The sequence below is a fragment of the Enterococcus sp. AZ188 genome, from assembly GCF_050544075.1.
GTDB lineage: Bacteria > Bacillota > Bacilli > Lactobacillales > Enterococcaceae > Enterococcus_D > Enterococcus_D entomosocium.
In genome coordinates, this window is the sequence record NZ_CP172943.1 from 2,481,444 (window position 1) to 2,495,939 (window position 14,496).

Sequence of the window (14,496 nt, forward strand, 5' to 3'; positions counted from 1 at the left end):
CTTGGGGGTGCAACAAGAAAAACCAACTGTTTGCTGTCGTTTTCGGGACGTTGCTTTATTTTTTCGCCAATGCCCAAGCATTGACACTAACCGTGCCGGTTCCGCTGAGAGCGATCGCCTCGGTCCGTTTTGGATACACGCGAGAGGTCAAACAATATTGCCCGCCATTTAGGAAGATCTCAATCGAAGACGTATCGACAAAAATCTGCAGCTGCGTCAGCTCATCGACCTTGACACTGCGCTGTTTACGGCCGTAGCCAGAAACGCCATGATGGATCGTGAAGACGCCAGCTTCATAAGCCAAAGTCGTATCTTGCAAAAGTCCAAGCTGGAACTGCTGCAATGGGGCTTCCGCCGTAACTTGCAACTCATATGCCAATTCATCGAAAGACAAGTGCTGCGGTTTCTCTGAAAGCACAATTTTTTGGCTGACTTGCTTGTCCCGCAATTTTTGAAATTCTGGCAAAGGTTCTTGATACAACTGGTCATTTTTGACCGAAAGCTGTCTTGGCAGCGTTGCGGCATGCTGCCAGCCACGAGGGATCGTAGGATTGCTGTACTCAGGACTGGTATCCCCTAGCCCCATCCAGCCCCATAAGATGCGGCGTTTTTGCTCATCTTCAAAGGTTTGCGGGGCATAGAAGTCAAACCCATAATCAAGTTCACGAAACGCAGAAGTTTCTTTAAACGTTAGGGTTTCCCAATCCACCTCACCGATCAGATACCCTGATTGATGAATATTTTGGTAGGTATGTTCTTTGGCTGCCAAGCCCTGCGGCGAGAAGACCAACACATCTTTGCCATCTAAATGGAAGTAGTCTGGGCATTCCCACATGTAGCCTAGAGCATAGTCCTCACCGAAAAAGATTCCTCGATAGGTCCATTCATTTAAATCCGTCGATTCATAAATCAAAATTTTGCCTTCGTTTTCCAACGTACGCGCGCCTAGCAGCATATAGTAGGTGTCTTCATGGGCAAAAACCTTTGGGTCCCGAATATGATCGGTAAATCCCTCAGGGTAGTCCTCATGAGGAATCACGACTTCTTGCTTTTCGACGGTATAGCCGTCTTTGCTGATTACATGGACCGTGTTTTGTTCTCGTCCACTAAAGGTATAGTCATGATCACCAGGATGTTTGACATTCCCCGTATAGAAGAAATGGATCGCGTCATTCTCGATAAAGGCAGAACCCGAGTAGACCCCGTCTTTGTCATAGTCGTGTTCGGGAGAAAGAAACAGCGCTTCTTCTTGAAACGTGACATAATCCGTCGACGTTTTGTGTCCCCAGTGAGGTGGTTCCCCGCCATGGGGCGTTTGCGGTACATATTGATGGTAAAAATGAACCACGCCTTTGAATTGGCAAAGACCATTCGGGTCGTTCATCCATCCTGTTTCTGGCATCAAATGATAGTTCAAGCGCCACGCATCAGCACTGATTTTTTCTGCTAATTCGTTTTGTGTTTGGGCAAGCTGTGCCCAGTATTCCTTCGTTAACAATGCGGTACCTCTTTTCTCTTGCCGATGAACAGCAAGGGATTATTTATTGATTCAACTCTTTGGCTAGCGGTTTGCGCTGCAATTGGACACCAGCAAAACCGACACCAAAGGCAATCAAAATCACGACAACGTATTTCAGCATGGCACCGAAATCTCCAGTATACAACAATAGTCCTGGAATAAAAGTGATGCCCATCCCAGTGGCAGCTAATTGGAAGACATACGTCGCAAACCCGCCGACTGCGCCTCCCAGCATGCCTGCGCCAAAAATGCGCATCGAGCGTAAGTTGACCCCAAATAGTAAAGGTTCAGTGATCCCAAATAAGGTTGGAACCGCCGCACTGATGGCATTTGAGCGTTTGACTTTGTTTTTATAAATAAATGCCGCAGCGATCGCAGCCCCGAATTGTCCCGCCATACTTGCTGTACCTAAGACTTGTAGGACGTTTTCGCCTGTCGTATTCAATAACCCTAACTCAATAATACTTAACGAATGGTGCAATCCAGTGATCACGATCACTTGCTGAACCCCTCCGTAAATGATATAACCGATGCCCAATGGCGCTTGCACCAAGTAGACGATACTGTTGATGACTGCTCTTTCAGCTACTTGCAAGATTGGTCCTAACGCAAACAAAATCAAACCTAAAGTAATGACGATCGTTAAGAATGGTGTCACGATCAAATCCATCATTTGTGGAACAAATTTACGGAACCATTTCTCTAGCTTAGAAACTAAGATCCCGACAATAATTGCTGGAAAAATCGACCCTTGATACCCAGAGATCGATAAACCGAATAAGTGCAATGGCTCTGCATCCCCGCTGGCAACTGCCCAAGCGTTCGGCAATTGCGGTGCCACCATCATCAATCCTACCACGATCCCGATGATCGGATTACCGCCGAATTTTTTCGTCGCACTATAGGCGATCAAAACAGGTAAAAAGGCAAACGCTGTATCCGTTAACATTTCAAACATAGCTAACCAGTCAGCACTATAGGTGACCCCCAACTCGGTCAATAATCCCCGAATCCCCATCAAAAGCCCCGTCGTTACCAAAGCTGGAATCAATGGCACCAAGACATCTGACAACGTGCGGACAACTTTTTGGACGGGTGACAGATTCGAATAGACATCGTCTTTGAAGCCAGCTTTATCAGCGGAGGCGTCATTGCCCATTTCTGCTGCGAAGGCTTGATACACTTCATTGACTTTTCCTGTTCCAAAAATGAACTGATGCTGTCCCGTGTTGAAAAAATAGCCCTTGCTGCCCTCAACTGCTTCCGCTTTGTCTTTATCTACTAACTGATCGTCTTTCAAAATCAAGCGCAAACGTGTGGCACAGTGTTCAAAGTTTTTGACATTTTCTTTGCCGCCAACAGCTTCTAACACTTGGTCGATCGTTTTTTGTTCCTTCATTTTTCCCACTCCTTTGATCGTCGGTTCATTTGTGGAACCGGTTCTACATCTGTAGATTAACAGAAACCGTTTGCAATTGCAAGCAAAGAAAATAAAAAAACAGAACGCCGCAACTGGACGTCCTGTTTTCTCTAAAAATGTTTGCTTTATTGCTCCTGCTTGTCAAGCTTGGCAGTCGACTGTTTGACCACTAATCGATTCGGCAATTCGATCACTTCAGGAACCTTTTCCCCTTGCGTCAGTTTTTGGATCGTTAAGACGGCATCGATGCCTAACTGGACATAGGGATATTGGGTCGTTGTGATGGTCGGATAGACATAATCCGTCGAATCATAGCCGCCAAATCCGTTCAAGGAAAAGTCTTTCGGCACTTGGTACCCTAGTTCATGGGCGGCTTTCAATACAGCAACAGCAATATTATCGGTAGCACAGGCGATGTACGTTGCCGGTTGATCTTTCAAGAACACAAGGGCTTTTTGGTACGTTTCTCTTCTTGAAAAAGACGTTTCGATAAAGTCGACTTTGACGTTGGGCGTTTGTGCCAAGACATCAAGAAATCCTTTTTTTCGCAAGACACCTACCGCATAATCATTCTCGCTGACCCCAACAAATAAATAACGTCGGTGGCCAGCGCTGACTGCATATTCTGCCATGGTTTTGCCCGCTTGATAATCTTCATGGACGATGGAATGAATGCCAGCTAACTGTTGGCCCAACAATAAAACCGGCATAGGAACCTCTGCCAGCACCGCTTGCAGCTGCGGCGTGATTTTGCGCGCAAAAAGGATCATCCCTGCTACTTTTTGTTTGACTAGCATTTCGATATTTTCTAGTTCCCGTTCATCGCTTTGATCAGAGTTGGTGATCAGCATTTGATAGCCGTTTTCCCGAGCCGTCGTATCGATCCCTTTTAACACATCATTTGTCGAGGGCGAATTCAATCGAGGAATGATCACGCCCAGCAATTTCGTATCTTGGGCTTTCAGCGATCGAGCAAATGTATTGGGGCGATAACCAGTTTCAGCAATGATCTGATCAATTTTTTTGCGCTTTTCTTCACTGATATAGCCATTGTTCAGATAGCGGGAAACCGTACTTTTCGCTACTCCCGCCTTTTCAGCAATGTCCTTGATCGTTGTCATGATTTCCCACCTTTGCATTTTCTTTTATTATAACAATAACTGAAAGAAAAGCGCAGGTTTTGCGTAAAAATTGTTGGGTTGGGCGGTTTTGGAATGAAGCTTCACTTTTTCGTCAGTTCAATACCCTGGTCATTGGTACACCATAAATGATCCATCTAAAAACTTCGTAATTCTGCTTAAAGGCTGAAATCAATTGTTCTGAGATATTCATCCATCTTTTCAAACAATACTTCATTGCGGTTTTTTATCTATCTTATGTAAAGTGAATTTTAAACTTTTGATGTGTTCAAAATACATTAAATCTCACTGTTGTCTTCTCCTTCCATAGTATTGCAAGGTATACTATCTCTAAGAGGTGATACTATGCTTATTACTAAATCAAGTCTACAAGGCAATTCCATCGTCGTTACGCTTCCTTCTGATAACGGAAAAAAACCGCCTGAAAACCAAGAATATGTTGTTGTCTACGCAGAGGATGGGACGATCATTCTTGTTCCTAAAATTGAAGATCCTTTTCATGGTGGAGAGGAATCAGAGTTTTATGAAAAAGATGCGTGGGAAGACCTTTCATCTGAAGGGAGAATGATTTTTTAATAACTAATTTTCAAACTTACATTTCCAAAAAGCGACTATCGCTTGGATCGACTTTTCCCCTTCGTCTGGAAAGGAAATTCAAAAAAAGACGTCCTGTATTAGATATTTACCATTATTCGATTCTGAACATCTTTATAGCAAGCGACATATAAGAAAAAAACCAGTTAAGCCACGCTTAGCTGGTTTTTCATTAGTAGAAATCCAATCCTAAGTTTACATTAAAACGCCTCTATCACACATTCAAAATCCACATAAACCCAAGAAAGACAAAGAACAAGCCGTACATGATCGGTGAGACTTCTTTGCCGCGTTTGGCTGCTAACATGGTGATTGGGTAAAAGATGAAGCCCAAGGCGATCCCATCGGAGATGCTGTAGGTCAACGGCATGCCTAGTAGAATCAAGAAGGCTGGGATTGCGATTTCCATTTCGTGCCATTTGATTTCTCGCAGTGATTGTGCCATCAACACGCCTACGACGATCAGTGCTGGTGCCGTCACTTGAGAAGTGACAACGGATAGCAATGGTGAAAAGAACAAGCCGAACAAGAAGAAAATTCCAGTCGTCACAGCAGTCAAGCCAGAACGACCGCCCACGGCGATCCCAGCGGAAGATTCCACATACGCCCCTACTGGTGAGGTCCCTAATAAAGAACCGGCGAGCATGGCGGTGGAGTCAGAAGCAAGTGCTTTGCCGACCCGCGGCATTTTGTTGTCTTTCATGAAGCCTGCTTGGTTGGCAAGCCCCACCAAGGTGCCTGCGGTATCAAAGAAAGTGACGAGTAAGAAAGTCAGTACTACGACCCACATTTGCAGGGAGTTGATGTCTCCTACATGGTTTAGCGCCACTAAGAATGTGGAAGAAATACTTGGTGCAGCAGAAACGATACTGGATGGTGCTTGGATCAAGCCAGTCAAAAGACCTAAAACAGTTGTTGCGGCCATCCCGATAAAAATTCCACCAGGAACTCGGCGAACCATCAAGACGGCAGTGATCACTAGACCAAAAATCGTCAGCCACGTCGTACCGACACTCAATGAGCCTAGTGCCACAAGGGTCGAATCGTCGGAAACGATGATCCCGCCTTCGCTCAGTCCCAAAAAGGCGATGAACAGACCGATCCCGCCAGAGATGGCGTATTTTAAATCAGCAGGGATCGCATCAATGATCAGCTCCCTTAATTTGAAGATCGTGATCACGATGAAAATCAGTGATGCCACAAACACACCCGCTAATGCTGTTTGCCATGGAACCCCCATTCCAATACAAACTGAATAAGAAAAGAAGGCGTTGATCCCTAATGCGGGTGCCGTAGCGATCGGGTATTTTGCTAAAACCCCCATCAAGATACAGCCCAATGCACTGGCTAGCGCCGTTGCTGTAAAGACGGCACCTTCGTCCATCCCAGATGCCCCAAGGACCGTTGGATTGACGAATAGAATATAGGCCATTGAGATAAAGGTGGTAAAACCAGCTAAGATTTCTCGTTTAACCGTTGTTTGTAAGACATCCAGCCCAAAAAAGGAATTGATTTGATTCTTCATTTTTACTCCTCCAGCAATCAAGCAAAGGTGTCGCCATTGCTTGATTTTTTTATAATGAAAACGACGAAATCAATCATAAACCAACTTTATCTGCAAGTAAATATTATCCGGTTAAAAAAACCAATAAAACGCTTTTTCCAACATCTTACCCTTAGCTGTTTTTAATCAACGTGTAACGACTTCTCATTCATCAATTGCTCCAGCTGTTCCTTGGTGGTGCGCTTGATGGAAAGCTTTGGCAACTCGTTCAACGCAAAGTAATCGCTGTTGGAGGTTTCACTGTTTTTGATAAAGTCCCCTGCCAGAACCTCACATTCAAAGACCAACTTATAGTATTGAAACACTTGCGGAATGTCTTGTCTTAGATTCGTATCAAAAATTGCTCGCAGCTCCTTCACCTCTACTAGCAAACCGGTTTCTTCCAGCACTTCTTTTTTGATGTTTTCCCGAGGCGTCAAGCCAATCTCTGCATAGCCACCCGGCAGTGACCATTCTTTCGTCAGGCTGTCTTCCACTAGCAAGATTTTTTCGTCTTTTTGGATCAATGCTCGTACGTCGACTTTAGGTGTAGGATACCCCTCATTTTTTTCTGTTAAGAGGGTCAACGCAGCTGCGTCTTGATCCACGACGGTACTCATCAAATGCAATGCCAACTCTTTGATTTCTTGGTATCGTTCCTTATCGTACACATCTTTGCCATAGTACAAACCTGCTTCAGCGATCGATAACAGGCGTTTGTATTGCGCAAAATAATCTTTCATCCATTCCCCGCCTTTTCCATTTCTCTGTTATGCTTCTTATTCTAGAGGAAATCGGCGGTTTTGCAAAAGAAAGTCTTCTGAGACATAAGAAACAATCCGTCTTGCTGTGACAGCTAAACTTCCCCAAAAGCTGAGTCATGAGAAATAGCTCATAAAAAAAAGCAGTTGGCATGTACCTAGAACAGGTATAACGCCCACTGCTTTGCTTATTTACTTAGCTCAATTGCGATTCTCTCGATCAACGGACGATAATCCACTTGCTTGTAATCTTCCACATTGACTTCGATAAGCTCCCCTAACTGAAAGTCATCGTAACGGCGATCGGTGATGATTTGCCGAAACGCTTCTTTGGTTATATGGTTGGTTGCAGCTTGTCTATCTTCCAGCACATCCCCGTAATGGTATCGTTCCATGATAAAACTCAAATGACGGTCATCCGCTCGATCACGTATGAAACGTCTTTCCCATAAGGTTTCAAACGAGGCAGTCAAACGTATGGTCAAGCAGTCGTAGCCATAACTTTGAGCGAGAAAAGTCAGCAAGGGCTTCTGCTTTTCACTAAAGGGGTATTCCGAGACCACCAAGCGTTTTCCTAGAGACATGTACAAGCCCAATGCCTGATAGTAAAAAGGCCAAACATACTGCTTTTCGATCTGGGCTTTTTCTGCCAATGAATCAAAGCCGAGGGATTCGGCATAGCATTCTTTGATTTCATCTGGCGTAAGAGCGAAAAGATCAGGAAAACGTGTCTTCAACAGATTCAATAAATAACTTTTTCCAGTTCCAGGGCTGCCTGCCAATAAAACAAGCATCTTTTTGCGTACCATCTATTTGCCGATTGCAGTCGGCGCTTTCGTATTCATGAAAAGGCCGATCTTGTGCTTGACGATTTCTTTGATGGCTTCATTGGATGGGATCACGTTGTGGCGCAAAGATTTGTTGACTTCCGTTGCCCCAAAATTTTCTTTCGCAATCTTCGTCCAGTTGACCAACAATTCAGTACCTACATTAAACTTGCGAATGCCGTTATTGATCAATTCAGGATAATCTTCTTCCTTGACGCCAGTTCCTCCATGAATGACTAGCGGCACGTCGACGACTGCATGGATCTCCTTCAATAACGCAACATTCACTTCGGTTTTGGAGCGGAATTGGCCATGATTGGTTCCGATAGCGATGGCTAGCGCATCGACGCCAGTAGCAGCGACAAATTCTACCGCATCTTCTGGGCGTGTGAAGACTTTATCGTCTTCTTCCACATGAATGCCTTCTTCTGTGCCGCCGATCGTTCCTAGTTCTCCTTCGACGGACACCCCATGGGCATGGGCGTATTCTACGACTGCGCGCGTTTTCAAAATATTCTCTTTGAAGGGCAAATGCGAACCATCATACATCACCGAGCTATAGCCGCTATCAATCGCCGCTTTGATCTCATCGAAATCTCTGGCATGGTCCAAATGCAAGACAGCGTCCACCAGCTCGTGATCGGCAATCGTTTTGACGACATTGACCAAGACATCATAGCCGATGTATTTCGCCGTATCGATACTTGTTTGAATGATGATAGGTGCCCCCATCTCTTTGGCTGCCCGCAGCATGCTTGGCAGCATTTCTAAATTATGGGTATTAAAAGCCCCCACTGTAAAATTCAATGCTTCTGCTGTTTTCGTTACTTCTTTTAATGTTGTATACATCCTTGATTCCACCTCGTCTAGTTTAATTGCCGCTGATCGTAAGTTGTTTGGCGATTTGCCGCATTTCTTCCATTTTATCCATGTAATAGTCGATCTTTGCATCGTCGCCATTTCGTGCGGCGGCGGCACGCTGAGCATTGTAAAGGGACATCAGTTTTTTGTAGCCGTCCCCGATCGATTTCTTCGCCTGCAAACTTTTTTCCAATGCGTCGATCGCTTCTTCTGTGCGAGAAAGTTTTGCCTGGGCTAAGCCTAACGCTTCATACAATTTTGCCTGTTCGTCGATGTCGGTTTCTGCTTGCAACTGACTTTCTAGATTTGCAATAAGCGCTTCTGCCTCTTGGCTTTCTTCAGCGGTCAAAGGAACCGCTGGTGTTTCTGTGGGCTTTTTTTCTTTTTTGAAAAAAGAGAACATGCGTCTTCCTCCTAGCGATTAAAAGTTTTTCAATAAGGGACTGATGATCCAAGCATATAGCAAGGCTGCCGTGACGGTATCCACATCAGTTGCCGTAGCGTTAACAAAGCCCATTTGATTGAAGATCGTTACAAGTAGGGCTGGCAATAACGTAATGAAGAAACCGTGAAAGATCCCTCCGATGATCGCCCCTCGACGTCCACCGACCGCATTGCCGAAGATCCCAGCGGTGCCGCCTGCAAAGAAGTTCGTCAGCATCCCTGGCAAGATCATCGCCAAGCCAAAGACTGGTAAAACGAACATGGCGATGACTGTCCCAATCGTTGTAGTAATGAAGCCTAAAATAACTGCATTGGGGCTATATGGGAAGAACACTGGGCAATCGAGTGCTGGTTTTGCATCAGGCACCAATTTCATGGCGATCCCACGAAACGCAGGGACGATCTCGCCTAAGAGCAACCGAACGCCAGCTAGCAAAACATAGACCCCAACCACGAATTGAATGGCTTGTAAGAAGGCATACATGATGTAATTTTGATCACCAGAGAGCGTAGAAGCAAAGGTTTCTCCAGCAAACAAGACCGTCACGATATACAGTGGAACCATCACGACCATGACAGAAAGATAGGTATCTTGTAAAAATTCAAAAGAACGTGGCAGTTTGATGTCTTCGATCGATTTTTTCTTCTCGCCTCTTTCTCCAAACAGATAGGCAACGCCTGCTTCAAAGAGGTAACCGATCGTACAGAAATGTCCGAGAGCAATGTCGTCTGAACCAGTGACTTTGCGGATGATGGGCTGAGCCATCGCTGGCATCGCTACGGCAAAGATCGCCCCAATCAACCCACCGACAAGAATCAAGACAACGCCCCGTAAACCAGCGAAATAGCCAAAGACCGTCGTCATGGTCGCCATCCATAAAATGGCTTGACCCGTCAAGAAAATATATTTCCATTTTGTAAAGCGTGCCAATAAAATATTAAAAACAAAGATGGCTAAAAATGTCAGCGCTATGTCCCGACCCAAGCCCAACTCATTCATCGCTTGCCCGTTGATGGCTTCGATGGAAGGAATTATGCCTTGCATGTCGAATCCTTCTGTGAAAATCTCGCCGAAATAGGTCAAACTACCGACGATGATGCTAGAACCAGCGCTTAAAACCTGGAAGCCCAATAGCGTCTTCAAACTTCCTGAAATGACTTGACCTGCTGACTTTTTCTGAAGCAGCAGCCCTAACATCGCGATTAAAGCGATCGTGATCGATGCCTGCGTTAAAATATTATCAATGATAAAATTGATGATGCCCATTTTTTCAAACTCCCTTCGTCATGCCTCTTCCTTACAGTGCACCTTTTTCCGTTAATACCGGGGTGATTTTTTCTTCGATTTCTGGTTTTGAAACGATGTTGCGTAAATAAATGATTGCGGTTGTCGGGTCCAAGGCAAACTTTTCAAATTGCGTTCGGAAATTCTCTGCCGTAATGATGATGTCTGGTTTCATTGATACCGCTGATGAGATATCGACATGATCCAATTTCGCCTCCACTCCTAATTTCGTTAAGACATCTTCTGTTGACATCTGAGCCGCAAAACTGCTGCCAAGACCTGCACCGCATACGAATAAGATCGATAATTTGTTCATGATTTTTTCCCCTTTTCTTGTTTTTTATGAAAATAGCAATGATTGAAAAGCTTCAATCGTAGAGCAAGCCAGCAACTGCGTGACTTTTTCTTCATCATTGATCAGTTCGATCAATTCCTTCATGATGGCAAGATGAGAGTAAGAGTCCACCGCAGCCAAGCAAAAAATGATTTTGACAGGGTCCATTTCTGGGTTCCCAAATGCGACTGGCGGCGCCAAGGTGAGGACACTCACACCCAACTGCTGGGCGCCATCTTCTGGTCGGGCATGCGCAAGCGCCAAATGTTTGCCAATGACGATATAAGGACCGTATTCCTCCACCGCCGCAACCATTGCCTCGATATAGCGTTTTTCGATGATCTGTTCTTTTACTAGCGGCTGCGCCGAGCGTTCAATGGCTTCTTCCCAATTTTGAACAGGAACGTTTAATTGAATATGACTAGCGGATAAAACATCTTTTAACATTGGCTGAATCTCCCTTGCATTAATGGCTAATTGATTTTGTTCAAACAAGTGTGTCAATTTGCGATAGGCGGCAGCATCGACCGTCCCGCCACTTTCTTCAATGACTGTAAGCAACTGATTGAAGAACAGCGTGGCATTTTTTTGGTCAAAGGCGATCCGTTTGAATTGTTCATTGTTGTTTAAGAAACGACGGATCACTTGGTGATTTTCTTCATTGATGATCGGTGGGATCAGTAATACTGGCTTTTCTCGATAATCGATCTCATAGGTTGAAAAAACTAGATCCACATCGAATTTCGTGATCAAATTGACTTCTTGTGAATTCAAGACTGCCGCAACTTCTACTTCTGGAAACTTCTCCTTGAGGCTGGCTGCCAGCAGATTGCCGGTTGCCATTCCATGGTTACAGACGACGACCGCCTTATAGATCGTAATAATCTCGTGGTTCAATGAACTTAGGGCTGTAGAAAAATGGATCACGAGAAATGTCAGTTCATCTTCCGATAGTGGTTGACCGACGATCTCTTCGATCGTAGGAGCGAACCCCTTGACGGCTTGGTAGATTTGTCCATAATTTTTGCGAACGGTCTCTTTGATCGGATTGGGTACTTGAATACCGCTCTTGGCTCGAACGATCAGCGCTGCCATATGTTTATACAATCCCTCTAACAACTCTTCTTCCTTTTTACTAAAAGGGATCTTGGTTTGGCATTCCACAAATTGGATCAGCTGCAGCGACAAGAGTTGCGCATGCGCCCATTCGATGGAATTGGACAAATCTTTAAAATTCAGTGATTCGATGATGAAAGAAAGATAGTTGACTTCGATTTCTGGTGGCTCAATCGAAAAGGTTTCAGCGATCGCCTGAATATAGGCTGACCCTTGGAGCGGATTGCTGGAAGTAGACCAATTCATGCGAGTGATAAATTCCTTCATTCTGATGCGCATCAGCCAAATGGCGGTAAACAATAAGATTTGGCTGCTGTACAGCTCATTTTGATTTGGCGGCAACACTGCTTGCATCACTTGTTGGATCTGTTTGATTTCTTTTTGCGGCAAATAGCGATAAAGCAATTTCGTAAAGACTAAATCTGGGGTCTGTTTATCAAGTGGCAACCTACCGATCCGCTGATTGATGATGTCAAAAATCATCGTCCGAATCGCTCGTTCCGATCCATTCAACCGCAGTCCTTTTTTTCCTAGGCTGATGATCTCAATGCCATATTTATTGATGTCCGCCCGCAAACGGCGCATGTCTTCATCCATACTGCTTTTTGATATCTGGTACGCTTCTTCTTTTTTATTCAACACCAGGATCTCTTTTGAAAATGTCAGATGCAGCAGCAGATCAAAACGACGCTCTTCACGGGTCATATATTCCGACTGTTGTGCCTGTAATGCCTGCCAAACGATGGCTTGCTGCTTTGAGGGCATTTTCAAAAGGATGCCCTTTCCTCGAAGGGTTTGGACCGGTCCGATGTGTAAGTCAGCGAGAAACGTGTTGATCTCATTCAAATCATTGCGGATCGTCCGCCCACTCGCTGCGGTCTCTTCTGCCAGTTGCTCGATGGATAGTGGATAATCAGTCACCAACAGGCGATGCAAAACATCTACGATTCGTTTTTTCACAACTTTCTCTCCTTCTCTGATTTGAGTATATGATTTCGCTTACAACAAAAAAAGTAGATGTTTCTGCCACTTTAGTTTGCAAAAATGTAAACGCTTCTATTTCGAATTAGGAATCTTTGCTCGATTATTTCATATTTTCCTTATTTTTCCTATCCGATGGAGAAAACGTTTAGCTAGAGAATCAGATGCAAAAAAAGCAAGAGCAGCTGCTCTTGCTTATCGATGATGGTGCATTCTATTGTGTTTGATCCGTCGTGTCTTCTTGCTTATTTCCCAGCGCTTGCTCCATTTGCTTTACTGCCCAATCCATTAGAAAGATCAACAGCATTGCCAGCACGCTGCCAATCAATGCCCCTGAAAAACGCAATGGGATCAATTTCAGTGGCGTAAAACTAGTACCGATCGTCATTAACAGCAGGACTTGTGGGTTGGTAAAGAAATTAGCAACGGTATAATTGACTGGCATAAAAAACTCCGTCAATATGTTTAGAATGATCAAGACAACTGCGATCGCTTCAAGGGGCATATGCAAGGACATCAATAAGAAACCCAGCAGCAGCCCTACGATTCCTCCCAGTACCCTGCCGATCGTGCGATTTTTGATTTTTTCCATATGTTCCCCTGCCAATACGGCAGCAGCGGAAATCAAGATCCAATACCCGTTGCTGTCCCGCAACAGATAGGCAATGTAGGTCGCAATGAACAATATCAAAGAAAAGTGCAGCGCCTTGATGACCATTTCTGGTTGCTGAGATAATGCTAGCGAATATTTCTCGTGCAAGCTCAGTTGTTGAAAGGCCGTTTTTTCTTCTTTCAACGGCAGCTGTTCAGCCAACGAAATCACCAGTCCAGCAAGCAGTGAGCCTGCGATGCCATAAAGCAAATAGGAACTGTGGTGCAAGATCTCTCCAAGGTGCGCTGCGTGAAAATTAAAGCCGGTGGCATAAAGCATCAACACGAAGAAATAATCGGGCTTGGGGATCCGCATCACTTTTGACAACAAAAACGCAGAAAACGATAACGCACCGATGATAAAAGGTGCGCTCCAGGGAATCAGTGCTGTCCCAGCGCCTAAAATAAATGCCAGCAGCAGCGCAGCGCCGTGGGTCAAAATGGCGCGCAGATTATAAAAAAGGGACCGATGTTGAAAAGCCAAGTAGGAAAAAGCCCCCATCGCCCCCACAGAACTTATCAAAGGGTCCTGAACGAGGATCCCTATAAACAAAGGAACCGCCATCGCAAACCCTGATCCTAACGGACGCAAGACTTTTCGTTTGTCTTTCATGCAATTCCTCCTATCAAAAAATATGTACGATGATACAGCCGTTTTATAAGCAACGTCCTAAACTAGTATACGAAGCAAAAGATGAATATGCAAATTTTTTTCAGAAACTTTGTGAAATCCTCGCAACGATGCCCCTTGATCAAATCAAACGCTCACACTAAACAGCCCTTACCAATAAAAAAAGAGAAGCATTCGCTTGGCAATAGACTACAAGCGAATCTCTCTACTTTTCGGCAAAATATTCTTCAATGAAGTGCTGGTGATTGTATCAACTATTAGTATTTCGCAGCATTCACCCGTTTGAATAACACTTGATGCACTCAATCAGCTAGTAACTCACCCTAGTGACCACAATGGACAGACTCTTGATACACCAACACGAGTCATTGCCTTTGCTACTGGTGTCTG

General features: G+C 44.7%; 13 protein-coding genes. 1 reads left to right on the forward strand and 12 read right to left on the reverse strand.

Going from position 1 to position 14,496, the window contains the following annotated elements; all coding sequences use genetic code 11:
- Positions 1–55: 55 nt before the first annotated feature.
- The 3 genes from IGI86_RS11550 to IGI86_RS11560 form a co-directional block, all read right to left on the reverse strand.
- The gene (locus IGI86_RS11550; protein WP_429967284.1) at positions 56–1,498 is read right to left on the reverse strand and encodes a glycoside hydrolase family 32 protein; all 1,443 of its coding nucleotides are present in this window, start codon (positions 1,496–1,498) and stop codon (positions 56–58) included.
- A 43-nt stretch (positions 1,499–1,541) separates the two neighbouring features.
- Positions 1,542–2,918 carry a PTS transporter subunit EIIC gene (locus tag IGI86_RS11555; protein ID WP_015509272.1) on the reverse strand — a complete coding sequence of 459 codons (1,377 nt, stop codon included), beginning with the start codon at positions 2,916–2,918 and terminating at the stop codon, positions 1,542–1,544.
- 146 nt (positions 2,919–3,064) lie between these two features.
- Positions 3,065–4,060: a LacI family DNA-binding transcriptional regulator gene (locus IGI86_RS11560; protein ID WP_042890342.1), complete on the reverse strand. Its 996-nt coding sequence runs from the start codon at positions 4,058–4,060 to the stop codon at positions 3,065–3,067.
- Positions 4,061–4,423: 363 nt separating this feature from the next.
- Between IGI86_RS11560 and mazE the strand changes: the two genes are divergently transcribed.
- Positions 4,424–4,654, forward strand: coding sequence for a type II toxin-antitoxin system PemI/MazE family antitoxin (mazE, locus tag IGI86_RS11565; RefSeq protein WP_087664974.1), 231 nt, complete (start codon positions 4,424–4,426; stop codon positions 4,652–4,654).
- 232 nt (positions 4,655–4,886) lie between these two features.
- Here mazE and IGI86_RS11570 read toward each other — a convergent pair whose 3' ends face one another.
- The 9 genes from IGI86_RS11570 to IGI86_RS11610 form a co-directional block, all read right to left on the reverse strand.
- Positions 4,887–6,197, reverse strand: a complete 1,311-nt coding sequence (locus tag IGI86_RS11570; protein WP_016621395.1) for an NCS2 family permease — start codon at positions 6,195–6,197, stop codon at positions 4,887–4,889.
- Between the two features lie 161 nt (positions 6,198–6,358).
- Positions 6,359–6,958, reverse strand: a complete 600-nt coding sequence (locus IGI86_RS11575; RefSeq protein WP_086316410.1) for an NUDIX hydrolase N-terminal domain-containing protein — start codon at positions 6,956–6,958, stop codon at positions 6,359–6,361.
- 206 nt (positions 6,959–7,164) lie between these two features.
- The gene (locus IGI86_RS11580; RefSeq protein WP_016613624.1) at positions 7,165–7,785 is read right to left on the reverse strand and encodes a zeta toxin family protein; all 621 of its coding nucleotides are present in this window, start codon (positions 7,783–7,785) and stop codon (positions 7,165–7,167) included.
- Positions 7,786–8,652, reverse strand: a complete 867-nt coding sequence (locus tag IGI86_RS11585) for a class II fructose-bisphosphate aldolase (RefSeq protein ID WP_005234664.1) — start codon at positions 8,650–8,652, stop codon at positions 7,786–7,788.
- Between the two features lie 22 nt (positions 8,653–8,674).
- Positions 8,675–9,067 carry a hypothetical protein gene (locus tag IGI86_RS11590; RefSeq protein WP_005225457.1) on the reverse strand — a complete coding sequence of 131 codons (393 nt, stop codon included), beginning with the start codon at positions 9,065–9,067 and terminating at the stop codon, positions 8,675–8,677.
- Positions 9,068–9,085: 18 nt separating this feature from the next.
- Positions 9,086–10,375, reverse strand: a complete 1,290-nt coding sequence (locus IGI86_RS11595) for a PTS sugar transporter subunit IIC (protein ID WP_008379073.1) — start codon at positions 10,373–10,375, stop codon at positions 9,086–9,088.
- 31 nt (positions 10,376–10,406) lie between these two features.
- A complete protein-coding gene (locus IGI86_RS11600; protein WP_005225455.1) occupies positions 10,407–10,709 on the reverse strand; it encodes a PTS sugar transporter subunit IIB in 303 nt (100 codons plus the stop codon).
- Between the two features lie 24 nt (positions 10,710–10,733).
- Entirely contained in the window at positions 10,734–12,803 is a 2,070-nt protein-coding gene (locus tag IGI86_RS11605) for a BglG family transcription antiterminator (protein ID WP_429967285.1), read from the reverse strand.
- 235 nt (positions 12,804–13,038) lie between these two features.
- A complete protein-coding gene (locus IGI86_RS11610; protein ID WP_086297470.1) occupies positions 13,039–14,088 on the reverse strand; it encodes an FUSC family protein in 1,050 nt (349 codons plus the stop codon).
- Between the last annotated feature and the right edge of the window lie 408 nt (positions 14,089–14,496).

What these genes read in the sequence shown, in the direction of transcription:
- IGI86_RS11610 (WP_086297470.1), bottom strand. Translation starts at nt 14,088, where the DNA reads ATGAAAGACAAACGAAAAGTCTTGCGTCCGTTAGGATCAGGGTTTGCG.
- IGI86_RS11560 (WP_042890342.1), bottom strand. Translation starts at nt 4,060, where the DNA reads ATGACAACGATCAAGGACATTGCTGAAAAGGCGGGAGTAGCGAAAAGT.
- IGI86_RS11580 (WP_016613624.1), bottom strand. Translation starts at nt 7,785, where the DNA reads ATGGTACGCAAAAAGATGCTTGTTTTATTGGCAGGCAGCCCTGGAACT.
- IGI86_RS11555 (WP_015509272.1), bottom strand. Translation starts at nt 2,918, where the DNA reads ATGAAGGAACAAAAAACGATCGACCAAGTGTTAGAAGCTGTTGGCGGC.
- mazE (WP_087664974.1), top strand. Translation starts at nt 4,424, where the DNA reads ATGCTTATTACTAAATCAAGTCTACAAGGCAATTCCATCGTCGTTACG.
- IGI86_RS11590 (WP_005225457.1), bottom strand. Translation starts at nt 9,067, where the DNA reads ATGTTCTCTTTTTTCAAAAAAGAAAAAAAGCCCACAGAAACACCAGCG.
- IGI86_RS11585 (WP_005234664.1), bottom strand. Translation starts at nt 8,652, where the DNA reads ATGTATACAACATTAAAAGAAGTAACGAAAACAGCAGAAGCATTGAAT.
- IGI86_RS11595 (WP_008379073.1), bottom strand. Translation starts at nt 10,375, where the DNA reads ATGGGCATCATCAATTTTATCATTGATAATATTTTAACGCAGGCATCG.
- IGI86_RS11570 (WP_016621395.1), bottom strand. Translation starts at nt 6,197, where the DNA reads ATGAAGAATCAAATCAATTCCTTTTTTGGGCTGGATGTCTTACAAACA.
- IGI86_RS11575 (WP_086316410.1), bottom strand. Translation starts at nt 6,958, where the DNA reads ATGAAAGATTATTTTGCGCAATACAAACGCCTGTTATCGATCGCTGAA.
- IGI86_RS11600 (WP_005225455.1), bottom strand. Translation starts at nt 10,709, where the DNA reads ATGAACAAATTATCGATCTTATTCGTATGCGGTGCAGGTCTTGGCAGC.